Origin of the sequence: Pseudomonas ekonensis (assembly GCF_019145435.1) — a bacterium.
Taxonomy (GTDB): Bacteria; Pseudomonadota; Gammaproteobacteria; order Pseudomonadales; family Pseudomonadaceae; genus Aquipseudomonas; species Aquipseudomonas ekonensis.
In genome coordinates this window covers 2463125-2487275 of sequence record NZ_JAHSTS010000001.1, presented here as the reverse complement: position 1 = coordinate 2487275, position 24151 = coordinate 2463125, and the positions used below count along the sequence as shown (strand labels likewise).

At 68.1% G+C, this 24151-nt stretch carries 22 protein-coding genes and 1 riboswitch; of the genes, 6 read left to right on the top strand and 16 right to left on the bottom strand.

The genetic code is table 11. The annotated features are described in order from the left end of the window. Window positions 1-43: 43 nt before the first annotated feature. From KVG96_RS10905 to sctW, 12 genes are all read right to left on the bottom strand, one after another. Complete coding sequence (locus tag KVG96_RS10905) at window positions 44-5071, bottom strand: AvrE-family type 3 secretion system effector (protein ID WP_217892054.1); 5028 nt, start codon at window positions 5069-5071, stop codon at window positions 44-46. Between the two features lie 117 nt (window positions 5072-5188). Then, window positions 5189-6280 carry a type III secretion system export apparatus subunit SctU gene (gene sctU / locus KVG96_RS10900; RefSeq protein WP_217892053.1) on the bottom strand — a complete coding sequence of 364 codons (1092 nt, stop codon included), beginning with the start codon at window positions 6278-6280 and terminating at the stop codon, window positions 5189-5191. A 47-nt stretch (window positions 6281-6327) separates the two neighbouring features. Continuing rightward, on the bottom strand, window positions 6328-7128 hold the full coding sequence (sctT, locus tag KVG96_RS10895; protein WP_217892052.1) for a type III secretion system export apparatus subunit SctT: 801 nt from the start codon (window positions 7126-7128) through the stop codon (window positions 6328-6330). Window position 7129: 1 nt separating this feature from the next. Then, a complete protein-coding gene (gene sctS / locus KVG96_RS10890; protein ID WP_085583685.1) occupies window positions 7130-7390 on the bottom strand; it encodes a type III secretion system export apparatus subunit SctS in 261 nt (86 codons plus the stop codon). A gap of 7 nt (window positions 7391-7397) precedes the next feature. After that, window positions 7398-8051, bottom strand: coding sequence for a type III secretion system export apparatus subunit SctR (gene sctR, locus KVG96_RS10885; RefSeq protein WP_085633489.1), 654 nt, complete (start codon window positions 8049-8051; stop codon window positions 7398-7400). Next, window positions 8048-9082, bottom strand: coding sequence for a type III secretion system cytoplasmic ring protein SctQ (gene sctQ, locus KVG96_RS10880; RefSeq protein WP_217892051.1), 1035 nt, complete (start codon window positions 9080-9082; stop codon window positions 8048-8050). The genes sctR and sctQ overlap by 4 nt, the downstream gene beginning before the upstream one ends. A 1-nt stretch (window position 9083) precedes the next feature. Next, a complete protein-coding gene (locus KVG96_RS10875) occupies window positions 9084-9650 on the bottom strand; it encodes a type III secretion system HrpP C-terminal domain-containing protein (protein ID WP_217892050.1) in 567 nt (188 codons plus the stop codon). After that, window positions 9647-10099 (bottom strand): type III secretion protein, encoded by a 453-nt coding sequence (locus KVG96_RS10870; RefSeq protein ID WP_217892048.1) that lies wholly within the window; start codon window positions 10097-10099, stop codon window positions 9647-9649. The genes KVG96_RS10875 and KVG96_RS10870 overlap by 4 nt, the downstream gene beginning before the upstream one ends. After that, window positions 10086-11441: a FliI/YscN family ATPase gene (locus KVG96_RS10865; protein WP_217892047.1), complete on the bottom strand. Its 1356-nt coding sequence runs from the start codon at window positions 11439-11441 to the stop codon at window positions 10086-10088. Before KVG96_RS10865 ends, KVG96_RS10870 begins: the two co-directional genes overlap by 14 nt. Continuing rightward, the gene (locus tag KVG96_RS10860; RefSeq protein ID WP_225927244.1) at window positions 11441-12370 is read right to left on the bottom strand and encodes an FHA domain-containing protein; all 930 of its coding nucleotides are present in this window, start codon (window positions 12368-12370) and stop codon (window positions 11441-11443) included. The genes KVG96_RS10865 and KVG96_RS10860 overlap by 1 nt, the downstream gene beginning before the upstream one ends. Before the next feature lie 12 nt (window positions 12371-12382). Next, the gene (sctV, locus tag KVG96_RS10855) at window positions 12383-14476 is read right to left on the bottom strand and encodes a type III secretion system export apparatus subunit SctV (RefSeq protein WP_217892046.1); all 2094 of its coding nucleotides are present in this window, start codon (window positions 14474-14476) and stop codon (window positions 12383-12385) included. Further along, window positions 14473-15573, bottom strand: a complete 1101-nt coding sequence (gene sctW, locus KVG96_RS10850; protein ID WP_217892045.1) for a type III secretion system gatekeeper subunit SctW — start codon at window positions 15571-15573, stop codon at window positions 14473-14475. Before sctW ends, sctV begins: the two co-directional genes overlap by 4 nt. A gap of 293 nt (window positions 15574-15866) precedes the next feature. On the opposite strand from sctW, the gene KVG96_RS10845 reads away from it, so the two are divergent. After that, the gene (locus KVG96_RS10845; RefSeq protein WP_225927243.1) at window positions 15867-16397 is read left to right on the top strand and encodes an RNA polymerase sigma factor; all 531 of its coding nucleotides are present in this window, start codon (window positions 15867-15869) and stop codon (window positions 16395-16397) included. Further along, window positions 16394-16972 (top strand): GNAT family N-acetyltransferase, encoded by a 579-nt coding sequence (locus tag KVG96_RS10840; protein WP_217892043.1) that lies wholly within the window; start codon window positions 16394-16396, stop codon window positions 16970-16972. Before KVG96_RS10845 ends, KVG96_RS10840 begins: the two co-directional genes overlap by 4 nt. A 21-nt stretch (window positions 16973-16993) precedes the next feature. Here KVG96_RS10840 and KVG96_RS10835 read toward each other — a convergent pair whose 3' ends face one another. From KVG96_RS10835 to KVG96_RS10825, 3 genes are all read right to left on the bottom strand, one after another. Then, entirely contained in the window at window positions 16994-17929 is a 936-nt protein-coding gene (locus KVG96_RS10835; protein ID WP_217892042.1) for a LysR family transcriptional regulator, read from the bottom strand. 93 nt (window positions 17930-18022) lie between these two features. Further along, window positions 18023-18796, bottom strand: coding sequence for an SDR family oxidoreductase (locus tag KVG96_RS10830; RefSeq protein ID WP_217892041.1), 774 nt, complete (start codon window positions 18794-18796; stop codon window positions 18023-18025). Between the two features lie 103 nt (window positions 18797-18899). Continuing rightward, window positions 18900-19820: a LysR substrate-binding domain-containing protein gene (locus tag KVG96_RS10825; RefSeq protein WP_217892039.1), complete on the bottom strand. Its 921-nt coding sequence runs from the start codon at window positions 19818-19820 to the stop codon at window positions 18900-18902. Window positions 19821-19926: 106 nt separating this feature from the next. On the opposite strand from KVG96_RS10825, the gene KVG96_RS10820 reads away from it, so the two are divergent. Continuing rightward, the gene (locus KVG96_RS10820; protein ID WP_217892038.1) at window positions 19927-20196 is read left to right on the top strand and encodes a hypothetical protein; all 270 of its coding nucleotides are present in this window, start codon (window positions 19927-19929) and stop codon (window positions 20194-20196) included. 12 nt (window positions 20197-20208) lie between these two features. Then, window positions 20209-20814 (top strand): glutathione S-transferase, encoded by a 606-nt coding sequence (locus KVG96_RS10815; RefSeq protein ID WP_217892037.1) that lies wholly within the window; start codon window positions 20209-20211, stop codon window positions 20812-20814. Here KVG96_RS10815 and KVG96_RS10810 read toward each other — a convergent pair. Next, window positions 20799-21701, bottom strand: a complete 903-nt coding sequence (locus KVG96_RS10810; RefSeq protein ID WP_217892036.1) for a LysR family transcriptional regulator — start codon at window positions 21699-21701, stop codon at window positions 20799-20801. The genes KVG96_RS10815 and KVG96_RS10810 overlap by 16 nt on opposite strands. A 93-nt stretch (window positions 21702-21794) precedes the next feature. Between KVG96_RS10810 and KVG96_RS10805 the strand changes: the two genes are divergently transcribed. Next, window positions 21795-22982, top strand: a complete 1188-nt coding sequence (locus KVG96_RS10805; protein WP_217892035.1) for an MFS transporter — start codon at window positions 21795-21797, stop codon at window positions 22980-22982. Beyond that, window positions 22982-24010: an AbrB family transcriptional regulator gene (locus KVG96_RS10800; RefSeq protein WP_217892034.1), complete on the top strand. Its 1029-nt coding sequence runs from the start codon at window positions 22982-22984 to the stop codon at window positions 24008-24010. The genes KVG96_RS10805 and KVG96_RS10800 overlap by 1 nt, the downstream gene beginning before the upstream one ends. 52 nt (window positions 24011-24062) lie before the next feature. After that, window positions 24063-24131, top strand: a riboswitch (Fluoride riboswitch). Window positions 24132-24151: the final 20 nt, after the last annotated feature.

Here is a 24151-nt window from a genome sequence, read left to right as displayed (position 1 = left end):
GAAGAAGGCCCCGTCCGGGCGGGCGGGGCCGGTTGGACGGGCGTCAGCCCTTGAGCTGCAGGCCCTCCTGTTTCAGCGCCCCGACCGCCGTCTTCAGCGCGCCGCCCGGCTCGGCGGCCATGCCGTCGAGGGAGTAGCTTTTTGGCGTGTCCTGATCCTGGCCGTAGCTGAAGTTGATCTTGCCCAGGGCCTTGCTGACGTTCAGCGAAGCACTGCTGCTGTAGCTCAACACCGGCAGCGGCGAGGTGAAGCTTTCCGGCTGGTTGACGCTCTGGGACACGGTGATCGCCTTGATCCGCATGTTGTTGCGGTCCGACAGCAGCCCCGCCAGCTCCTTCTGCGACAGGCTGCCGTCGCGGCTGCCCTGGTCGATGCGGTCCTGCACGTCGTCCTTGAGCTCCAGGCGTACCCGGGCCTGGGTGCCGGGCTGGGCCTGAAGCTGCTTGACCAGCGCCTTGAGGGTCGGGTCGTGCTCGATCAGCGCCGTGATGCGTTCGGCGTTGCTCGGCGAGTGGTGCGGATTGAGCCGGGCCATGACGCTGGCCACCGCGCTTTTGCCGTTCATGCGTGACAGGTTGGTGTAGGTGGATTCGAACCGGCCGCTGTCGAGCAGGCTGTGCTTGGCGTCGGCGGCCTGCTGCTGGACACCGGCACGGGTGAGCGCCCGCAGGGCGGCGTATTGTTCGTCGTTCTCTTTCGGCTTGCCGGCGAAGTGCGTTTCCAGGGTTTGCAGTTGCTGCCTGATCCGCTGCGCGGCATCGGCGTCTGGGTTCTGCGCGTCGCCGGCGTCGGTCAGTTGGCTCAGCACCCGCTGCGATTCAGGATCCTTGAACGCCTTGCCCAGGCTCTTGCCGAGCTTGTCCAGGTTCTCGGCGGTCAGCGGTTCGGCCTCCTTGAAGTTGAACTTGATCCGCTTGGTGGTCTTGTTGTCCACCGAGACCGAGGGCGTTATGCCCAGTTGCGTCGTGAGGCCCTGGTTGGCGGGTGTCGCGGCGTCCGAGGCGGGGGTGTTGCTGCCGGCGATCTGCGCCCGGGCGAATCCGGACACGCCGAAGTTGTTGAGCAGGCGCGGGCGGTTGCGGCTGCTTTCCTGCAGTTCGCCCTTGTTGCTGTGCTGTTCCAGCGAATAGTTGCCGTAGTTCAGCAGGTTGACGCTGACCGTGCCGCCGACGCCCACCCGCGCCGCCGACGACAGCGGTGTGCTGTCCTTGTCGGTGAGGCCGAACCCCACACGGAATTCCGCCGTGCCGCTGGCGGTGAGGTCGAAGTTGAAGCGCAGGCTCTTCTGGGCTTCGTGGTCGAGGCCTTTCTTCATCAGCTCCAGCGGATTGAGCTTGCCGGCGACGAGGTTGTCGATGAACGGGTCGATCTCTTCATCGGGCAAGGTGAACACCACGCCGTCGCGCCAGGTGGTGGTGGCGGTGCCGGTGACGTCGGCCCCCAGACGCAGGGCCGGGGTCATCCGGCGGTCGTTGCCGATGTCGACCTTGGTGAACTTGTCGGCGTTTTCGCCCCGGAAGAACCCCGGCCACAGGTCCTTGCCGCCGCCCACGCCGCCGCTGGCCGTGCCGGCGCCTTCGCGTTGCAGGTAGACGGTCACGCCTTTTTCGCCGCGTTCGGCGCTGAAGAGGTAGTTGCGTCCGCCGCTGACCGCGCCGCTGGGCCAGGGTCCCATGCCCTTGTTGGCCAGGGCCACGAACGGCGTGCTCACACTCACGCCGTAGCCGCGCTGCAGGGCGATCTCGTCGTCGGGGTGATGCAGTTGCTTCATCGCGGCCTTGAGCTTTTCCGCCATTTCCGGCTGGCTCTTGCTGCCGGTGGCCGCGCGCAGGGTGACGCTGGTGGCGTGGTCTTCCTTTTTGAAACCGTTGAGGAACGCCTTGATGCCGTCGTAGGCGCCCTCGAGGCCGGCATGGTTGACGAAGCCCATGTCGGTGATCTGCTTGAGCGGATGCTCGCCGTACTTCTTGTCTTTCAGCTCGCTCAGGCTTTTCTTCAGTGTGTCCGCCCCTTCGCCGGGGTGGGTCGCGTGGGAGAGCGCTTCGGCGCTTTTGAGCACCTGGTCGAGCTCATCCAGCGTGCCCACGTCCAGCGCCAGCCGCGCCTTGATCAGGCCCAGGCTGTCGCTGGCGTCGCGCTGCTGGCCGAGGGGGATGTCGGCCTTCTGGTGGGACACCCGCAACCCGCTGTTGCGCAGTTCCGTGAGCAACGTGCCGGTGCGGTTCTGCGTCGAGGGCGGCAGATGGGCCAGGGCGCCGTTCAGTTCCTTGATGAAGTCGTGGCCGGAGCTGGCGAAGTTGAAGTTCTGCGACAGTTTGTCCAGCTTCAGGCTCAACTGGCTGCGCCGCGACGGCGGCGACAGCTCGCCGTGAACGTTGAGCAGGCCTTCCTTCTGTTGCAGCAGCGTGGACTTGCCGGCGTGTCGGCCCAGGTGCTGGGTGGCGCGCAGGCTGTTGTCCTCCAGTTCCTTGCGAAACGCCTCCAGCGCCTCGACCAACCCGGTGCCTTGCAGGCCGGGCCGGTTGCCGAGCGCCGCGATGCGCGATTGCAGGTCCTGGCCGGCGCCGGTCTGCGGCGGTTTCGCGCTCAGCAATTCCAGCCGCTTGAATTCCCGGCCTTCGGCGGCATAGAGCGGCCGCAGGCCCTCGCGGCCTTGGTAGCGGTGCTGGAGGTGATAGCCGACGTTCTTCAGCGGCCTGGGCACTTCCAGGGTCGGCTTGAAGATGTGCGCGCGGATGTAGTCGCCCGTGCTGGCGCGGTTGTCCGTTTCCACGGCGCCGCGGCCCATCACGTTGAGGCTGTACTTGGCCATCATGCCGGTGCCGGGGATCTTGGCGGTTTTGACCCCGTCCTTGAGCCGGCCGAACAGGTCGTTCAGCGCGTTCTGGTCGGCCGGGCGCGGCGTCAGCGGTTGCCACGCCTGGCCCTTGAGCTGCACTTGTGCGTTGTCCTCACTGCCGTGAACGGTGGCGCTCAGGCGGTTGTCGTCGGCGGTGCGGATGCTGGCCAGCGTCCGTCCCTCGGGCAGCGGCACGGGTTTCCAGCGGGCCTCGGGGCGCGGATTGTCCGCCGGCGCCTGCCAGTCGTCCTTGGCCAGGGTGAACAGTTTGCCCTCGGTGGTCAGCGCGTGCAGGTTGTGGTTTTCGTCCAGGGCCAGGGAGGCCACCGAGCCCTCCAGGTCCAGGCGGCTCAGTTCGCTGGTTTCGCCGTTCTTGTGGTGGGCGGTGAAGCGGTCGTTGTCGTCCAGCGCCACGAACTGCTTGTCGTTGAGCATGGCGAACGCGGTTACGTGGCGGTCGGTCAGGCCCGGCAGCGCATCGCCCAGGGCCACGTCGGTGGTGCGTACCGGCCGGTTGAGGGCATGGGTGTCGTTGACCGCCACCGACTCGTACTTGGGCTTGACGTCCAGCTTGTGCAGCTTGCCGTCCTGCACCAGATACGCCTTGCTGTCGATGCCCCGCTGCAACTGCGAGATGTCCTTGATGCCGGTGTCTTTCCAGTCTTGGAGGGTGGAATCCCAGCTCTGCACCCGGCCGTCGCTCAGGCCGATGCGACCGGAACGGTCCAGGTCGAACGTGGCGGCCGGGGTCGGCGCCTCGGCGCCGGGCAGGCCGCGGCGGTTGTCCAGCACCAGCGCGTCGCTGAGGTTCCAGCCGCGCCCGAGGGCGGGATGGGCTTCGTCCAGCGGATGGGAATGGCTGTGTCCGGCCTTGTCGCCGACCAGCACATGCAGGCTGCCGTCGTCGCTGTGGAGGAAGCCGGCGGCCTGGCGGGTTCCGCCCAGCGGTTCGCCCGGCGGCTGGAAGCGCAGGTCCGGCTGGAGCTTGAGCGTGGTCTCGTCGTCACCGATCTCTCCGCGCCCGACGCTGTACAGGCGGCCTTCGGTGTCGCTGACGAACAGCCGGTCCTCTGTCAGGCCGATGTGCTTGGGTTCGGCCGAGCCGCCGTTCAGCTCCAGGGTCATGGACTTGGCGGTGTGGTCCGAGAGTTGCGTGAACTGCAGGGTCTGGCTCTTTTCGCCGCTCAGGCTGGCGGCGATGCCCTCGTTGTTCACGGAGAACGCCTTGAGATCCGCCACCGTGAGCGGTGCGGCATCATGGTCGGTCAGATCCACCAGGTTGTCGCCGCTCTGGCCGTAGAGCTTGCCGTCCCCCTGGCTTGCGAGGTGGCTGAACGTGGCCGGTTCGGCCTCGGTTTCCGGCTGCTGCCAGGTGGCGCTGGCGCGGTCGAGTTCATACAGTTTGCCGTCGTGCAGGCGCAGCGTCTGGCCTGCGGAGTCCTCGTGGATGCCGGTCAGGTGCCCCATCTGCGCGCGCCCGAGGGTGGGCAGCGGTGCGCCTTCGCCGACCTTGGCGGCGTTGCCTTCGAACGTCAGGCCCGGCGCCGCCGACGCCGACGCCTTGTCCGTCACCGGCCCTTCGGCCTGGCTGCTGCGCAGCGCCACCAGCGCCGTGGGGGTCTGTTTCACGTGCAGCAGGTGGCCTTGAAGGTCCAGCAGCAGATGGTTCTGGCCGTCGCCGGCGCTGTGCTGGGCCTGATAGCGCTGGCTGGGCTGGCCCAGCGCGTTTTGCAGCAGGTCGCCGACCGCCGGCGGCTGGAAGTGCTGGAACTTGGATTTGCCCTTGGCGTCCAGGCTGATGCCTGCCGAAGGGGGCTCGGGCGTGGCCTGGCGCTGGATGCGTTCGCTGTGGCTGTCGAAGCGCCCGGCGTTGCTGCGGTTCAGGCGCGGGGTGGCGCCGGACGCCTCGGCGGCCTCGCTGTGGTGTTCCTGGAGTTCGATCGTCTCGCTCGCCGGCGCCGCCCCGCGCTGCAGCGGTGCGCCGTTGGCCGGGGCCAGGTTGCCCGTCGGGGCCGAGTTCTGGCTGCGTCCCCAGGGGCGCGGCAAGGCCCGCAGGTCCTGGGTCAGTTGGCCGATGTTGCGCATCAGTCGCTGGCCCACGTGGCGCAAGGAATGGGCGCTGCGTTGGGTCGGCTCCTGGGGGCGCTGTTCCAGGCCCTGCGGGTTTTGCCCGGTGGGGGCGGTGATCGGGGTAGTGACCCTGGCAAAATTGGCGTGAACCGGTGACTGCATGCTGTTCTCCGTGTCATGGACTGACAGGGCGAGTTCGTTAGGCTCGCCGAAGGCGTTCAGGAAAGATTCCTTTGCCCTGAGTGGCAGCGCTCGCGCCCTGGTTCCAGCCCCGGGGCGTCAGTACGGCACGCCGGGCATCTCGATCAGTTCGCCGTGGGCGGCGTCGTCCAGTTCGCGCAGCAGGCGATAGACCTGGGCCACCGCCTGCAACGTCTCGCGCGGGACGAAATGGCCCACCTCGCTGCGGTACAGCGTGCGCGCCAGCCAGACGAAGCGGATCACCGGCACGCCGGCCTGGCGGGCGCGCTCGATCAGCGCCCGGGCCTCGGCGTCGTGCCCTTTGCAGACGATCCGCGGCAACGGCGTCTGCTGCGGGCGGTAGAACAGCGCGACGGCGTAGTGGGTCGGGTTGACCAGCAGCAGGTCGGCGTCTTCCACCGGCGCCTTGGCCGGCGCGGCGCCGGCCGGCTGCTGGGTGAGTTCGCGGGCCAGGGACTTGCGGTGCGACTTCATGTGCGGGTCGCCCTCCATCTCCTTGTATTCCTTGCGCACGTCCTCGTGGCTCATGCGCTGGCCTTTGATGAAGAAGTACTTCTGCAAGGCGAAGTCGGCCACCGCCAGCACCAGCAGCACGCCCAGGCAGGTGCGCGACAGCCGGCTGAACAGGGCGATCATCGCTTGCCAGTAGGTGTCCAGATCGGTGTTGGCCAAGCCGATCAGGTCGTTCAGGGCCGGCGGCAGCACCCAATACAGCACCGCGCCGATCAGCAGGGCCTTGCACAGGCTGTTGAGCAGGTTGAACAGTTGGCGCGAGGAGAACATCTGCTTGAACTGGTTCAGCGGGTTGAGCCGCTCGAAGTCCAGCTTCAGGGTCTCGGGGGCGAACAGCGGGCCGAACTGCACCCAGCCGCCGGCCAGGCGCATGGCCACGGCGATGCCCAGCACCGGCAGCATGAACAGCAGCAAGTCCCAGCCGGCCTTGGTCAGCACCTCGCCGACCGCCGCGGCGAAGGGCCGGTCCAGTTGGCGCAGCGGCAGCATCACCAAGCCCTCGAGCTTGCCGATGCCGCCGCCGGCCAGGCCCAGGATCAGCTCCAGCAGCGCCGCGAAGATCAGCAGCTTGGGCACGTCCTGGCTCTGGCCGACCTGGCCTTTCTTGCGGGCGTCGGCGAGTTTCTTCGGGGTGGGCTGTTCGGTCTTTTCGCTCACGGGCGGTGCTCGTCAGGTTTCAGGTTTAAGGGCGCAGGGCGCAGGCCTCAGGGGGCGGGGCGCAGCAGCAAGGGCAGCAGATGCCTGAGGTCGGCCAGTTCCGCCAGCCGGCCGTTGCCCAGCCAGCACAGCATCGGCAGATAAAGGACCAGGAAGCCCAGGCCGATCAGGCTCTTGGCCGGCATCGCCAGGGTCGAGACCTGCAACTGCGGGCTGTACAGGCTGAGGATCGCCATGCCGAACTCGATCAGCAGCAACAGGCCCACCAGCGGCGCGGCGAACAGCACCATGAAGCGAAAGGTGCTGGCCAGCAGCTTGAGGTACAGGCCCCAGCCGTCCACGGCGGGCATCGGCAACCACTGGCTGGCGGGCCACAGGCCGTAGCTGTCCCAGATCACCTGGGTGAGGCTGGCGTAGCCGCCGCCGAGGATCAGCAGCAGGATCAGCACCTGCTTGAACATGTGCCCCAGCTCCGAGGTGTTGTCCCCCAGCGCCGGGTTGATCTGCCCGCCGATCAGGGCGCCGCGCTGGTTGTCGAACAGGCAGCCGACCGACTCGAACAGCCAGAACGGCATGGCCAGCAACAGCCCCAGCAGCAGGCCGATCAGGCTCTCCTTGAGCATCAGAGCGCTCAGGTCGAGCCAGCCGAGGTCGCGTCCGGCCAGGCTGGCGCGGATCGCCGGCATCGGCACCAGGGCCAACGCCAGGACGATCGCGTGGCGCAGCGCGCCCTTGATTTCCCGGAAGGCGAACGCCGGTATCAGAAACAGGCACGGGTACAGGCGCGCCATGCCGACGGTCAGGGCGATGATCGATTCGCTGATGTCGTCGAAGGCCGGCTGGAACATCTCAGGCCCTCGTCTGCGGGATCATGGCGAAGGCCAGTTGCGCCAACTGGATCAGCTCGACGCCGATCCAGCGCCCGGTCAGCGCCAGGGCGATGCCCACGGCCACCAGTTTCACGGCGAACGGCAGGGTCTGGTCCTGCAACTGCATCACGGCCTGAAGCAGCGAGGTCAGCACGCCGACGATCACCGCCACGATCAGCGGCGGCGCCGACAGCACCACCACCAGCAGCATGGCCTGCTTGAACAGGGTCAGGGTTTCCATGGCGTCCTCACAGGTAGCTGTAGAACAGGCCGTCGAGCAGCCGCGTCCAGCCGTCCACCAGCACGAACAGCAGGATCTTGAGCGGCAGCGAGATGGTCATCGGCGCCACCATCTGCATGCCCAGGGCCAGCAGGATGTTGGAGACGATCAGGTCGATGACGATGAACGGCACGTAGATCAGGAAGCCGATCTGAAAACCCGCCTGCAACTCCGAGAGCACGAAGGCCGGGATGACCAGCAACAGGTCGTCGCGGCTGGCCTTGGCCGCCATGGCCGCCGGCCACATGCGCTGGGTGTTTTCCAGCAGGTGGGTCTGGATGTCCGGGTCGACGTTGCGCGACATGAACTTGCGCAACGGTTCGGCCACCTGGCCGGCGGCGCTCTCCATCGCGGGGTAGTCGGCCATGCGTTGGGGCAACTGCCGGAAGCGCTGGCCCATGTCGCTGAACACCGGGGCCATGATGAACAGCGTCGCCGCCAGCGCGATGCCGTACAGCGCCATGTTCGGCGGCGCCTGCTGGACGCCGATGGCGTTGCGGGTGATCAGCAGCACCATGGAGATCTTCAGGAACGCGGTGCAGATCATCATCAGCAGCGGCACCAGCGACAGCGCCCCGAGAAACAGCGCGAGCGTCAGCGGATCGACGTCTTGCAGGTTCACGGGCGCGGCTCCAGGCGGGTGATCTGCAGGCCCAGCCGGCCGTCGATGTCCACCAGGTCGCCGTGGGCCAGCGCGCGTTCGCCCTGGAACAGGCTGGCCTGGCCCGGTGCGCAGCCGCTGAAGGCCAGCACCGAACCGACGCAAAGGTGACGCAACTGGCCCAGGCTCAGGCTCACGCTGCCGGCGCGCAGGGTCAGGGCCAGCGGCAGGTCGTCGAAACGGCCCGGATCGGGCTGCGCGTCGAAGGATTCGGACGCAGCGTACAGCGGCTCGCTGTCGGCCAAGGCGAAAGCGTCAAGGGAGGCGTTCATGGGCAGGTCTTCCAGTTCAGTGAGGGTAAAACGCAGGTCCGTTGCAGGCACGATCCGCAGGTGCAGGCGACAGGCGCCGAGTTGCAGGTGGCCGTGGCCTTCGGGGGTGAACAGCGGCTGTTCGGCGAGCAGCACATCGCCCGTTCGCAGGCTGGCCAGATCCGCGGCGCTCAGCGTGCAGTAGCCCAGCGACAGGGGGATGCGCAGCGGCCAGTGCGGCGCGGCGTCATGGCTCGACCGCCGTTGCCAGGGCGCGCCCCGGATCAGGTTCAGCAGCGTGGCGGCGGGTATCCGCGCGCGGCAGACAAGAGCAGTTGCGCTGTCCTCGTGCAGTCCCAGCAGGCAATCGATGCCCGCGTCCGGCAGGGCCGTCACCGCCCGCAGCGGACTGAGCAGCGACTGGAGTCCGGCGGCCAGGTAATGGTTGTACAGCGGCCAGTACCAGTCGTTGTCGTCCGACGCCGGTTGCGCCGGATCCAGGATCGCCGGGCACTGCGACAGACGGCTGAGCAACGGCTGGGCATCGTCCAGCCACAGCCGCCCGCAGGCGGTTTCGAGGGCATTGCCCGGTGCCCGGACGAAGGGCTCGGGGGCCAGGCGCAGGGTCAGCGTGGCGGATTGAGGCGCGGCGAGGTGCAGGTCCAGGCCGGCACCCAATTGCAGGCGGGCCTGGGCGTCGGCGGCGGGCAGGCCGGGCAGGCGCAGGGCATGGGCCGGCATGTCAGTGCGCCTCGTGGTGCAAGGTCAGGCGCACGCTGCGGCCCAACTGCCGGCCGAGCCAGTCGGCGCTGGCCTGCCGCCGGGCGTCGCAATAGCGCCGGGCGCTGTCCTTGGCGAAGCCCAGGGCGATCTCCAGCGAGGCGCCGTGTTGGATGATCCGCGCCGACACCGTGCCGAGGGTCGGCATGTGCAACTGGACTTCGAGCGGTCCTGCGTCGAGCGCTTCGAGCCGTTCTTCCAGGCGCGCCAACAGGGTTTGCCAAAGGCCCGCCGACGGTCCGGCAGGCAGGGGAGCAGCGGCGCAACGCTCTGGATCCTGGCCGGAGGGCTGGCGGTCGCCGCCGCTGAAGTCCGCCACCGTGCCTTGGCCGATGTCAGCCGGACTTGGGCCGTCAACGCCTGCCAGCAGTTGTTCGAAACGGTCGCCGTCGTCGTGGGTTTCGCCGTGCGCTTCACGCAAGGAACCGTGCCGGGCCGGCCATGCGCCGCTCGCTTGCGGCTCCGGGCGTGCACGGGGCGGTTCCGCTGGACGGGGCGGCGGCTTGAGCAGGGCGGGACGTGCGCTCATGAGGCCTCCCGGGACAAGTCGCGCAGGCAGTCGAGCTTTTCCAGGTCGCGCTGGCGCCGACGCAGCTGTTGGCGGCTGTCGTCGGTCCAGTGCTGCTGTTGCCGATGCTCTTGCTGCAAGGCCTTGTAGTGCTGTTCGAAGCGCTCGATGCGACGGATCGCCTGCTGTTCGCCGGCCAGCCAGCGGTTCATTTCGTGCAGCGGCAGGGGGCGGTGGCTGTGCTGCTCGCGCTGCTCTCGGCGTTCCTGTTGCTGGCTTTGGCGCAGCCGTTGCAGCTCGTCGGCCATTTGCGTCAGGCGCGTCTGTAACGCCGCCAGCACGTCGCGCTGGCGGCGCCAGGCCTGTTCGGCCATGGCCAGCCGGTGGCGGCGGATCGGGGCCAGCAGGTCGAGGGTCGGCAGCAGCGCGTCGCCGGCCGGCGACAGGGTGTCGGAATCAGAGTGGGACATCGGCGGTCACCTGCAAGAGATGGTCGAGGGTGTCGTCGAGCGACACGGGTTCGCGCAGCGACTGCTGCAGAAAGGCGTCGATCCGCGCCCGTGAGTCCACGGCGCAATCGGTCAACGGGTCGTTGCCCGGCTGGTATTCGCCCAGCTTGAGGAGCATCTCCACTTGCTGGTAGGCCGCCATCAGCCGGCGCAACTGTGTGGCGCCGTGCTGCTGTTCGGTTCCCGTGACGTTGCCCATCGTCCGGCTCAGGCTGGCGAGCACGTCCACCGCCGGGTAGTGCCCGCGCTCGGCCAGGCGCCGGGACAGCACGATGTGGCCGTCCAGCAGCGAGCGCACCTCGTCGGCCACCGGGTCGTTCATCGAGTCCTGTTCGATCAGCACCGAGTACAGCGCGGTGATCGCCCCGTCGCCGGTGCGTCCGGCCCGTTCCACCAGGCGCGGCAGCAGGCTGTAGACCGAGGGCGGCAGGCCGCCGCGTCCGGCCGGTTCGCCGCTGGCCAGGCCGATCTCGCGCTGGGCCCGGGCGAAGCGGGTCAGCGAGTCGATGATCAGCAGCGTCGAGCGGCCCTGTGCGCGGAACCCCTCGGCGATGGCCGTGGCGGTGAAGGCGGCGCGGGCCCGTTCCATGCTGCTGCGGTCGGAGGTAGCGCAGACCAGCACGGTGCGGCTGCGCAGTTCGGCGTCCAGCTCATGGTCGAGGAACTCGCGCAGCTCGCGGCCCCGCTCGCCGATCAGGCCGAACACGATGGCCTGGCACGGCGTATTGCGCGCCAGTTCGGCGAGCAGGGTGGTCTTGCCGCAGCCGGCCCCGGCGAACACCCCGACGCGCTGGCCTTCGCCCAGGGTGAGCAGGCCGTCGATGGCGCGCAGCCCGGTGGGCAACGGGGCTTCGATGCGCGGCCGTTCGGTGGCCGCCGGGGCATCGCGGATCACCGGCAAGGCGCCGGGCGTGCCGGCGGGCGCAAAGGCCTCCGGGCCTTCGCCGCCGAGGGCGCGGCCGAAGCCGTCGAGCACAGTGCCGAGCAGCCGGTCGCTGACCACCAGGCCATGGGGCTGGAACAACGGCGTGACCGGCGCGCCGACGGCGATCCCGTCCAGCGGGCCGAGGGCCGCCAGCAGGGTGTGGTCGCGGTCGAAACCGACGATCTCGGCCATCACCTCGCCGCCGTCGGCCCGGCGGATCCGGCACAGGTCACCGATCCGCGCACGGGGCATGCGACTGTGCAGCAGGATGCCGCTGACCCCGATGATGCGCCCGCGGATCTCCACTGCCGCGCAGTGCCCGAGGCGAGCCTGGTGCTGGCCTTGCCACTGGGCCAGGCGTTCGAGAGCGGCCTGCATCACCAGCTCAGCTCGACGCGCTGGTCGCCTTCGAACACCACGGTGTGGTCGCTGATGTCCACCAGCCGCACGCCGGCGACCTCGTCGCCGAGGAACAGGCGGCGGCCGTCGCTGGTCAGCACGCTGGGCAAGCGCGCATTGCTGATCTGCACCACGGTGAACGGCAAGACATCGGTGGCCGGGGGCAGGGCGCTCTGCACCGGCAGCGGGCTGCGGTATTGCTGTTCGAAACGCAGCAGCATGCGTTCGGTGGATTGCAGCAGATCGTCTTCTTCGAAACGGCCCTTGAGCAGCAGCTTGCCCTGTTCCTCGACGATACTGATGCGGCTTTGCAGCTCCCGTTCCTTGAGCATGTCCTCCAGCACCCCGCGCACGGCGGCGGCATCCTTGAGCGGCGTGCGGGCCGGGGCGACGGGCACCGGCGGCACCGGGTCCTCGGCGCTGAGGCCCCAGATCAACGCCCCGAGAAACAGCGCCAATGCGCCCAGCAAGAGCAGCGGTCCGAGCAGCGGACGGGGCTGCACCAGCGCTTGCGGCCGGGGGGCGTCATCCGGTTCGGCGTTCAGCGGCAAGGCTTCGGGCTCAAAGGCGTCGGCGACGGGATCCTCGTCCTCGGGCCATTCGGTGTTGGCGCTGACCACCGACAGCCAGACGCCGTTGAGCGAGAAGGGCGTGCCCGGTTCCAGGGTGTCGATGGCGTCGACCTTGTGCCCTTCGCTGTCGGTCACCGCGCCGTCCTTGCGCGAGAGCGACCAGGTGTCGTCCACCAGCCGCAGCAGGCAATGGCGGTCCTTGATGCCGGGATCGTAAAGCGCCAGGTCAGCGCCGTTGGAGGAGCCGATGCTCCACTCGTCGCCGGTCAGCGGCAGGGCCGCGCCACGGTGCAGGCCCGTGAGCACGCGCAGTTCGTAGAGCATCTGGGGTTTCATGGTCGCACTCCGTCAGGCCAGCATGGCCTGTGCCTCTTGCAGATCGATACGCCCCAGCACCTGCACCTGCACGCTGGACAGCAGTTCGGCGAAGGACAGCACCGGGACGTGGTTGAATTCGTCGTTGAGCAGGCCGTGCAGCGGGCTGCGCAGGTCCTGGGCCACCAGCAGCACCGGGGCCGGCCGGGCCCGCAGCGGGAACGCTTCGCGCAGTTGCTCCAGCAGGGCGCCGCCGAGTTCGGGCTCCAGGGCGAAATAGGCCTCGCTCTGGCTCTGGCGCAGGGCGTCGCGCAGCAGCACTTCGGTCTCGGGGTTCAGCAGCCAGGCGTTCAGCGCGCCCTGGTCGGCGTGCTGATGGCAGATCTGCGCCTTGAGGGCGATGCGCACGTAGTCGGTGAGGGCGCTCAGGTCGCGTTCGTGCTGGCCCTGTTCGATCAGGGTCTCGGCGATCGGCCGCACCGCGCGCAGCGACACCAGTTCCGCCGACAGCCGTTGCAGCACCGCCGCGAAGCGGGCCAGCGGCAGGGTGCGTTGCAGCTCCTGGGCCAGTTCCGGCTGTTCGCTTTCGAGCCAGCCGAGGATCGCCTTGCTTTCCTGCAAGCCGATGAAGCGCGGGCCGGTGGCCTGGAAGGCGCGGCTCATGCGTTCAAGGATCAGTTCTTCGGCGCTCGCCGGCTCCACGCTGGTCATGCGCAGCAGCGTGTGTTCGGGTTCGAGCCAGACCCACTGGCCCTCGTCGCGCTCCGCCGATCCGCGTTCGCCGTCATGCAACTCGCCCACCTGATGCAGCGGCACCGCCACCCGGCGGCTGTCGAACGTGGCGCGGATCAGCGGAACCTCGTAGACGCAGAAGCAGAATTCGTCCTCGGCGCAGCGCTCGGTGAACTCCAGCTCGAACGACGGCAGGGTCAGGCCGAACCGGTGTACCAAGGTATTGCGCCGCTGACGGATGCCGGACACCAGCCGCTCGACCTCGGCGCTGCCCTGGTGAGCGGGGTGGAATTGCAGCAGGTAAGGGCGCGAGGGGTTGAAGCGGCGGATGTCCTCGCGGCCGTTGAGCTCGGGCGCGGCGTTGCGGGCGGCGCCGGCGTGCTCCTGCAACAGCTGGCGGCGGCGGATGCGCCACAGCTGGAACAGGCCGCCGGACAGGCACACCAGGCTGATGCTGACGAACACCAGGCCCGGCATGCCGGGGATGGCCGCAAAGCCGAGCATGCCGATGGAGGAGAACACCCAGGCCTTGGGCTGGCTGGTCAGCTGCTCGGCGATCTCGTGGCCGATGTTGGCGTCGCCGGCCTGACTGTCCGGCGCGACGCGGGTGATGATCATGCCGGCGGTGAGGGAAATCAGCAGCGCCGGAATCTGCGCGATCAGGCCGTCGCCGATGGTCAGCACCGAGTACAGGTGCATGGCGTCGGCGGCTTCCATGCCGTTCTGCAGGACGCCGATGGAGAACCCGCCGATCAGGTTGATGAACACGATCACCAGGCCGGCGATGGCGTCGCCCTTGACGAACTTCATGGCCCCGTCCATGGCGCCGAACAGTTGGCTTTCCTTGGACAGTTGCTCGCGCCGCTGGCGCGCCTCGCGGACGGTGATCAGGTTGGCCCGCAGGTCGCTGTCGATGGACATCTGCTTGCCGGGCATGGCGTCCAGGGTGAAGCGCGCCGCCACTTCGGCCACCCGTTCCGACCCTTTGGTGATCACCAGGAAGTTGACGATGGTCAGGATCAGGAAGATCACCAGGCCCACCGCCAGGTTGCCGCCGACCACGAAGCTGCCGAACGCTTCGACGATGTGCCCGGCGTCCTGTTGCAGCAGGATCAGGCGGGTGGTGGCGATCGACAGCGACAGGCGGAACATGGTGGTCAGCAGCAGCACTGCCGGGAAGGTGGAAAACGCCAGGGGCCTGGGCAAGTACATGGCCAGCACGATCAGCAGCGAGGAAATGCAGATGTTCAGGGCGATCAGCACGTCCACCAGCGGCGTGGGCAAAGGCAGGATCATCATGAACACGATGGCCATGACCATCACCGCGCCGACGATCTCGGTGCGCCGCATCACCGCCAGCGCCAGGCGGTTGAGGCTTTGGATCAGTCGGTTCATCGCGGGCTCCGGCCATCGTCCAGGCCCAGGGCCTGACGCTCCTGGCGGGCCATCTCTTCCATCAGGCCTTGCAGCAGGCGCAGGCCGTTCTGGCGGGTCTTGAGGTCTTTCCACAGCACCAGCGGCAGTTGCTGCAGCAACGGATACAGGGCGTTGAAGAACCACGCTTGACGGTCGGAGGCCGGCCCCAACGTGTCATCGCCCAGCAGCGTCAGGTCCCGGGCGAAGAAGCCGTTGCCGCAAAAGCGCAGCAGCCGTTTGCTCATGCCCAGCGAGGTCATGCCGCCATGCCGCTGGCCCAGGCGTTCCAGCAGCGCCTGACAGGCCTGGAGCAGGCTGTTGAGCCGTCCGCAGGAACCGAGCCCGCGCAGCATCGAGCCCAGCACGCCGCCGGGCAGCGACGGCGACAGGGCGGCGATGTCGTCGGCCAGCGCCCGCTGCAAGGTGCGCAGGCCCCGGCCGAACTGCTCTTCGCTGAACTGTTCGAGCAGCCCTTCGAGCAGGTTGGCCAACGGCTGCTGGCCGACGATGGCCTTGTAGTAGAGCTGGCGCATGGCGGCGCGCTGCTGCGGGTCGCGGGTGAACAGGGCGATGGCCCCGGCGGTGTTGAACCCGGCGCGGATCCGCTCGCCGTGCAGTTGGCGCAACTCGTCGATCAGGCTGCGCGTGGATTGCGCATCGGTCTCCCGGCCTTCCTGCAAGGACAGGCGCAAGGCCTGCTGCAACAGGATGTCGGCCCGCGCCGGATCCTGCTCGGCCAGCCCCAATGCGGTTTGCAGCGACGGTTGCTGCTGCAGTTGCATTTGCATGCGCCGGGCCTGTTGCTCCAGGCTCGGCTGGTCGCCGTGATCGAGCAGGCGGTAGAGCTCGGCGAGTTTCTCGATGCGCTCGACCCGCTGGCCCCGCGTCGATTCGCTGATCAGGCGTTCGTCCAGGCTCTTGCTGTGCCGCTCGACGCTTTCGCTGAACTTGAGCGCCACTTCTTCCATGGAGTCGATCAGCGGGTTCTTCGCCGTGGCCGCGGCCGTGTCGGCGGGGAAGGGAAACCGGCCCGGCAGGTCCAGGGGCAGGACGTCGTTGTAGCTGTTGATTTTCATGGAGGCGCGCATTCCACCGCAGTGCAGGTGAGCTCTGAGTGGCGTGCGGCGGCATCCGGTTCCCTGGGCATCCCATGGCCGCAAAACGGCGTGCAAGAACTGGCACGGGGAATTTTGCGAAAGTGCAACAAGTTGCCCGATTCGACGATTCCGAAAAATTAAATCTTTATAAATCAACGTCTTGAAAATGCGTCGAGGTTGGTACGTTCGCTGCTCTCTGTCTCTCCCGCCACTGTCGGCATAGCGTGAGACATGAGGGATCAAGCGTGGATTCGAATACCGTTCAAACGGACATGAAAGTGATTGGCGCGATCAAGCTGGACCTGGGAGGCCTGGCTCGCAGCAGCGAACGCAAACTGCGCTGCTTCATCAATAAGCGGGTGTTCAACCAGGCCGATGTCGACGACCTGATGCAAATGACTTACCTGGAGGCCTGGCGCAACCAGCACAAGTTCGCCGGCGCGTCCCGGCCGGAGACCTGGCTGTTCGGCATTGCCTCCAACCTGGTCAGCAACCATTTCAAGAGCCTGTACAGCCGCCCGCAATGCGCGGTGCTGGAAGAGTCGGGCATCGAAAGCCTGGAGCACGGGCACGACCCCAGCCACGTCAGCGAACACCAGCGCTTGCTCAGTCGCGCGGTCGAAGCCATCGACGGGCTGTCGGTGGACATGCGCGCGGTGATCGACTTGCTGGTGGATTCCGACATCAGTTACCAGGACGCCGCCGTGCAGCTGGGGGTGCCCATCGGCACCGTGCGCTCGCGCCTGGCCCGGGCCCGCGGCCAACTGAAGATGAGCGTCTTCGCAGAGGAGGCCGGCGCATGAACGGTTTCAACCGCCGGGCCTTGCCCGCGACCCTGCCGCGCGGCGTGCGCGAGTCCTGCGACGCCGACCTGCCGGCGATGATGGAGATCTTCAACGAAACCGCCGGCACCGGCGCCAACTCGCCGGTGACCCGGCCGATGACGCTGGAGGAGGTAACGTTCTACATCAACCTCTACAAGCGCGACGGGCTGCCGGTGTACGTGCTCGAACGCGGCGGCGAGGTGGTGGGCTGGCTGTCGATCAACCGCTTCAGCTGGGGCACCCAGGCCTGCCGCCACACCGGCGAGACCGCGATCTACGTGCGGGCCGACCGCCACGGCAGCGGCATCGGCGTGCGCCTGGGCCATGCGACGGTGATCCTCGGCCGCCAGTTCGGCCTGGAGACCCTGGTGGCGTGGATCATGGCGGCCAACCGGCCCAGCCAGCAGATCGTGCAGTCCATCGGCGCGGTGCTGTGGGCCCGCCTGCCGAACATCGCACGCTTCGGCGAGGAACGGGCCGACGTGCTGCTGTACGGCCTGCCGCTGTACGAAGGCTTGCCCCAGCGCCCCGACGACCCACCGCCCGGCGCCTGACGCCGTCACCGGGCCGACCGTTCACGGCAGTGGACGGCGGCCTGCTTGCTTATCGACCAGGCAGGGGGCCAACACCCCCTGCAACCAGTCGACGAACACCTCCAACACCCCCGAACGCTGCTGCCGGTGCGGATAGAGCAGGGTGGCCGGCAGCGGCGCCGGGCGCGAGTCCGCCAGCACTTCACACAGTTCGCCGGCATCGAGCAGGTGCTGCACGTCGTAGCGCGGGATCTGGATCAGCCCCAGGCCGGCCCGGCAGCAGGCGATGTAGCTTTCGGCATTGTTGACCGTCACTTGGCTGGGCAGCGTCAGTGTCTGCACATCGCCGTGGGCGTCGACCTGTTCCCAGGGCATTTCCCGGCCGGAGAGCGGCGAGGCATAGCCGATCATCCGGTGCCCCTGCGCCAGGTCGTCGACGTCCGCCGGCGTGCCGTGGCGTTGCAGGTAGTCGGGGCTCGCGCAGTTGATCAGTTCGATCATTCCCAGCGGACGGGCTGCCAGGCTGCTGTCGGTCAGCGGGCCGACCCGCAGCACGCAATCGATGCCTTCGCGCACCAGGTCCACGGCGCGGTCGCTGGAGCCGAGCAGCAATTGGAGATGGGGGTATTCACCGAGCAACTGCGGCAGCGCCGGCGCCACCACGCGGCGGGCGATGCGGCTGGGCAGGTCGACGTGCAGGCGGCCCTTGACCTGGCGCTGCTGATCCTTGAACAGCCGGTCGATGGCCTCGGCGCTGGCCAGCAGTTCCACGGCCCGTTCGAAGAGTTGCGTGCCGGCGGCGGTCAACTGCACGTTGCGGGTGGTGCGGTGCAGCAGGCGGGCGCCGAGCTCGCTTTCCAGCCGCTGCACGGCGGCGGAGACGGTCGCCCGCGGCAGTTCCAGCAGGTTGGCGGCCTTGATGAAGCTGCCCATTTCCGCCACACGGACGAAGATCCTGTAGCGCTCAAGCTTGTCCATACCCTGTCGTTCCTGGGGTGGCGGTGGTGCCGAGTATAGGGCGGCCAGAAAAGAAAAAGGCCCGACGCACGTCGCGCCGGGCCCCGGAGGGCCTCACTTGGTGGTGTAGCCGCCGTTGATCAGGATCGTCTGGCCGGTGATCCACCAGCCGTCGCTGACCAGGTGGCGGATGAAGGGCACGACGTCGCCGATGTCGGTCAGGCCGGTGCTGGACAGGGCCGACAGCGCGGCGGCGGTCTTGTGGTAGGCCACGGCGTCGGCGCCTTCGGCGGGGTAGAAGAACGGCGTGTCCATCGGGCCCGGCCCCACGGCGGTCACCGAAATCCCGCGTTCGCCGAACTCCTTGGCGGCGGCGCGGGTGAAGTGCTCCACCGGCGCCTTGGTGCCGGCGTAGGCCGCATAGAACGGCGTGAACGCCCCCAGCAACGAGGTGACGAGGGTGCAGACCTTGCCGTTGTCGTTGAGCTGGCGGCCGGCCTCGCACAGGAAGAAGAACGCCGACTTGGCGTTGACCGCCGCCATCTCGTCGTACTCGGCCTCGCTGACTTCGGTGATCGGTTTCTTCAGCACCTTGCCCACGGTGTTGATGGCGATGTCCGGCCGGCCGAACGCAGCGACCACCTCGGCGAACAGCCTTTCCATGGCGGCGGCGCTACTGAGGTCGGCCTGGATCGCCAGGGCCTGGGCGCCGGCGGCGCGGATGGCTTGCACGGTGTCTTCGGCGGCGTCGCGGCTGGCGTCGCTGTTGTAGTGGATGGCCACGGCACGGGCGCCGTGGGCGGCGAGGTCGCGGGCGAGCAGGCCGCCCAGGTTCTTGGCGCCGCCGGTGATCAGCACGACTTTGTCCTGGATGCTGTGGTTGGGCATGGGGATACTCCTGAGTGCTTGGTTGAGAGCGCTCAGGATAGGGAGGCCTGGAGGGCGGATCAGCGCCGCTTTTCTGGATGGTGCATCCAGGGATCGCGAACAATCACAGGCCTGGCTCGCTGTCGGCCGCGCCGGGGTTCAGCTCGTTCAGGTAAGCCTCGACCTCGTCGCTCAGCCACCCGCAGAACGCCTGGCGCCGGGCCGGCGAGCGCTCGCGGTTCGGCAACACCAGCCAATAGGGGAAGGGGTAGGGCGCTGTGTAGTCGCTGAGTTGCACCAGCTCGCCCCGGCGGATCGCGTCGTGCACCAGGCTGCGCCGTTCCAGCGCGATGCCCTGGCCCAGGCGCACCGCTTGCAGCACCAGGTTGGAATCGTTGCTGCACAGGCCCGAGCGCGGCACGTCGATGTCCAGGCCCGCCGCCTGGCACCAGGGCTGCCACGATTCCATGTTGAAGATGATCCGGCTGCCGACGATCTCTTCGGGGGACTGCGGCAGGGCACCGGCGTTGAAGTGCGGCGCGGCCACCACCACGGTTTCGTCGTGGAACAGCAGGTGGCTGTCCAGGCCTTCCCAATCGCCTTTGCCCATGCGGATGCCGACGTCCACCGATTCGCGGTTCAGGTTCGACACCGCCAGGCTCGCTTGCAGACGCACGCTGACGTGCGGGTGCGCCTGCCGAAAGCGCGGCAGGCGCGGCAACAGCCAGTGGCAGCCGAACGACGGCACCACCGCCACCACCAGCTCGGACGCCTTGGGCTGGGTCTTGATCAACCGGGTAGCCTCGGCGATGCCGCCCAGGGATTCGCGGATCTGCAAGGCGTACAGGCGCCCGTCTTCGCTGACCCGCACGCCACGGCCCTCACGCACCAGCAGGGTGGCGCCGAGCAGTTCCTCCAGCACCTTGATCTGCTGGCTGATCGCCGAATGGGTGACGTGCAGCTCCTTGGCGGCCGCCGTGACGCTGCCCAGCCGTGCGACCGCCTCGAAACTGCGCAGGCAGGTGATGGGTGGAATGTTCGACATGTCACTTTTTCTTACACGTTTTGGTAATAAATACCGATGTTTTGGCGCAATCGGTTTCTCTATTGTCAGGGACAGTAAACCATCAGCCCAAAGGAGGCACAACGCTATGGAACGGCAATGGCTCCAGGTCGCACTGGCCAAATCTCAACTGCTGTCGGTGCAGGCCGACCGGGCGCTGTACACCCAGGCGGTCAGCGGCACGCACTGGATCAGCGCCGACGGCGTCGATTACCTGATCGGCCCCGGCGAACGACTGAAGCTCTCGGCCGGGCTGGCCCTGATCGACGGCGAGGGCCTGCTGCAACTGCGCTCGGCGGGGCGCCGGATCCTTGGGCGCCCTTGGCGCTCGCGGCTACTGAAAATCAACGTCTACTAGGGAGCGAACGCCATGAAACTGATAGGGATGCTGGACTCGCCTTACGTGCGGCGGGTGGCGATCAGCCTGGACCTGCTGGGGGTGCCGTTCGAACATGAGCCGCTGTCGGTGTTCCGCACCTTCGAGACGTTTTCCGCGGTCAACCCGGTGGTCAAGGCGCCGACCCTGCTGCTGGACGACGGCACGGTGCTGATGGACTCGACGCTGATCATCGAATACGGCAGGTCCCTCGTGGCGCCGGCCTTCCGCTGCCTGCCGCAGAACCCGCAGGGGCTGGTGGAGGTGCTGAGCACGTTGGGGCTGGCGCTGGCGGCCTGCGAGAAGGCCGTCCAACGGGTTTACGAGGACAATCTGCGGCCGGCCGAAAAGCGCCATCAGCCATGGGTCGAGCGCGTCACCCGCCAGTTGCTCGCAGCCTGCGCGGAGCTGGATCGCCGGCTGGCGGTACGGCCGGTGCACGATCGGCCCGATCAGGCCGCACTGACCAGCGCCGTGGCGTGGTCGTTCATCCAGTTGGTGCTGCCGGAGGTGGTGAAGGCCGCTGACTTTCCGGTCCTGAAGGCCCATGCCGAACGCCTGGAGCAGACCGCGCTGTTCAAGCGTTATCCGATGCTCTGAACGCTCCGGCGCAGGATCTCGACAAAGGCGCGCACCAGCGGGCTGCGCTCCTGCCGGCGGGTCATCGCCAGCAGCGGCACGGTGGCGTGGGCCTCCGCCAGGGGGCGGTAGGTCACGCCGTGGCGCACCAGGGTCTGCACGCACTGCGGCACGACGGCGACGCCCCGGCCCGCCGCCACCAGGGCGATGAGCGAGGTGATCTGCTTGCCGGTCGGCGCCCGGCGGGGTGTGAGCCCGTGGCGGCGGTACAGGGTTTCGATGCTGTCGTTGAGCCCGGAGCCGTAGTCCGTCGGGAAGGCGATCAACGGGTGTTCGCTCAATTCGCTGAGCGTCACCCGCTCCTGCGCGGCGAGGGGACTGTCGCTGGCCACGGCGGCGATCAGGGGTTCCTGGCCCAGGCACGTCACTTCGATGTCCGAGCGGTCGGCCGGCGGATGCAGGCGGCTCAGGCCGACGTCCAGTCGTCCCTCGGCGATCTGCGACCACTGCGCAGTGGACGCACCTTCCTCGACCGTCAGTTGCACCTGCGGGTGGGCGGAGCAGAAATCCCGGACGGCCTGGCTGAACAGATCCGACAGGGCGATGGAACTGGCGAAGCCCAGGGCCAGATGGCCGACGCTGCCGGCGGCCAGTTTGTGGCCGATGGCGGCCGTGCGCTCGACCTGCTCCAGCAACGCCCGTGCGTAGGGCAGAAAGTGCCGGCCTTCGGCGGTGAGCGTGACGTTGCGCGAGCTGCGGTCGAACAGGCGAAAGCCCAGTTCCGCCTCCAGCGCCGAGATCTGCCGGGTCAGCGGCGGTTGGGACAGGTGCAGGCGCGCCGCGGCGCGGCCGAAGTGCAGTTCTTCGCTGACAACCAGAAAACAACGCAGGCGGCGCAGGTCGAGCATGTTCATCCTTGGTATCGATCGGTCGCAAATCGGTATTGGATCCTGAAGGCGGCCCATCTTATAAAAATGTTCGGTCCGTTGACGAACATTCCCATGAAGCCACGCCTGCATTGCCCGAAAATCGCCTTGTTCCTCTGCGGCTGCGCGGCGTTCCTCAACCTGTACGCCACCCAGGGGCTGCTCGATCAACTGTCGGCCGCTTTCCGGATCTCTGCCCGGCAGGCCAGCTGGAGCATCACGGCCACCACCCTGGCCGTGGCGGTGTGCGCCCCCTTTGTAGGGCGGATGACGGCCCGCTGGCCGCAACGGCAGGTGATTGTCGTGGCCGCGCTGCTGCTGGCGTTGCCGGCGGCGTTGTCGGCGTGGGCCGGCGGTTTCGGTGCTTTCCTGTTCTGGCGCTCGCTCGAGGGGCTGCTGATTCCGTTCGTGTTCGCCACCAGCGTCGCCTACATCGGCGGGCGCTGGAGCGGCGGCGCCGTCACTGAAGTCACCAGCGTGTACATCGCCGGCACGGTGCTGGGCGGGTTTCTCGGGCGGTTCCTGTCGGGGCTGCTGACGGAGTTCGGCGACTGGCGCCTGGGGCTGGCCTCGCTGGCGGGCCTGAGCCTGCTGACAGGGCTCGCGATTGCCTTGTTGCTGCCGGCCAATCCGAAAGCCTCGGAGCGGCCGGTTCAGGCAGTCCGGTCAAGCCTGTTTTCCGCACCGCTGCTGGGCGCCTGCGCGGTGGGGTTCTGCGTCCTGTTCGCCCAGGTGGCGATGTTCACCTACATCGGCCTGCACCTGGGAAGGGCACCGTTTTCGCTGGGCAGCGCAGCGCTCGGGTCGATCTATGCGGTGTTCCTGCTGGCGCTGGTGGTGGTGCCGCTGGCGGGGCGGTTGGGCCGAGGCCGGCCCCAGGCCGATCTGGTGAAAGTGGCCGCGTGCCTGGGCGTGGCGGGCACGGCCCTGACCCTGTCGCCGTCGCTGGGGTGGATCGTGGCGGGCCTGGCCCTGAGCTCCACCGGGGTGTTCCTCGCCCAGGCCGCCGCCAACGCCTTCATCACCGCCAACGCCCGGCAGAACAAGGCCGCCGCCGTGGGGCTGTACCTGACCTGCTACTACCTGGGCGGCAGCCTCGGGGCCTTCGTGCCGGGCGCGGCCTGGGAGCGCTGGGGCTGGGCCGGGTGCGCCGCCGTGATCGTGCTGTTCCAGGTGTTGCCGCTGCTGATCGCCCAACGGTTCTGGAAGCCCGGCGGCACCCGTCTTCAATCCCGATTGCCCACCGATACGCCGGAGTCTTGATGAAAACACTGTTCGAATACCTGTTGCCCATCCCGGTGGCGGCGCTGGGGGCCTGGATCGGTCACCTGACCGGGCTGCCCCTCGGCGAGCTGGTCGGTGCGATCTGCGCCGTCACGGCCGTGAGCAAGTTGGGCGTGCCGCTGCGCATGCCGCATCCGTTCGTGGCCGTCGTGCAGTTGCTGCTGGGGATCAGTGTCGGCTCCATCGTCACGGTCTCGATGATCGGCGAGCTGGGCGACGTCAGCATCCTGGGCGGCCTGCTCATCTGCATGAGCGTGCAGATCCTGGTCGGCTACCACTGGCTGCGGCGTGCGGAGAAATGGGGGCATGTCGAGAGCCTGCTCGGCTCCGTTCCCGGCGCGATGGCGGCGGTCATGACCGTGACGGGCGGGCAGGGGGCGGCGTCCGGGCGCATCGCGTTCGTGCACATCGTCCGTCTGCTGGCGTTGCTGCTGGTGGTCACGCTCATCGCCGGCGGGCATCCCGGCGGCGCGGGGCCCTCGGTCGGGTCGCTGCACGATTACCTCTTGGTGCTGGCGCCAGCGTCGGCGGCCGTCGTCACCGGTTACCTGCTGGAGCGCCTGGACATGCCGGCGCCGTACATGCTGACCGGCCTGCTGTACACCGCCGCGTTCAACGTCGAGTTCCCCGAAGCGGCGCTGCATGTGCCGGATCCGCTGGCCCTGGTCGCGCTGGTGTTGCTCGGCGGGCTGATCGGCATCCGCCTCAAGGACATTACCCTCAAGGATGTGTTGCGTTACGTGCGCGCCGGCCTTGTGGTCACCGCTCTGACGTTCTGCGCCACGCTGCTGGTGGCCGCCGCGTTCAGCCAGGTGACGGGGCGGCCGTTCCTGACGCTGTTCATGTCCTGGGTGCCCGGCGGGGTCGAGGTGATGACGGCGGCGGCCTTGCTGCTCAAGCTCGATCCGGCCTTCGTGATGCTCAACCACGTGGTGCGGATGTCGATCATCCATGCGTCGCCGGCGGTGTTGCCCAAGCGCTTGTGGCAGGAACGGCCGCTGGCCTGAGGCGCCATCGGGAAAAAAAGCCGTGGCCTCATCGCCCAGGGTCCGGTTAGCATCGCCCGCAGGAGATGGTGTTCCTCCTTGAACCGCCGCATCGCACGCGGCTGATGACGCCTACAGATACCTGACCAACGTCGGGGCTGT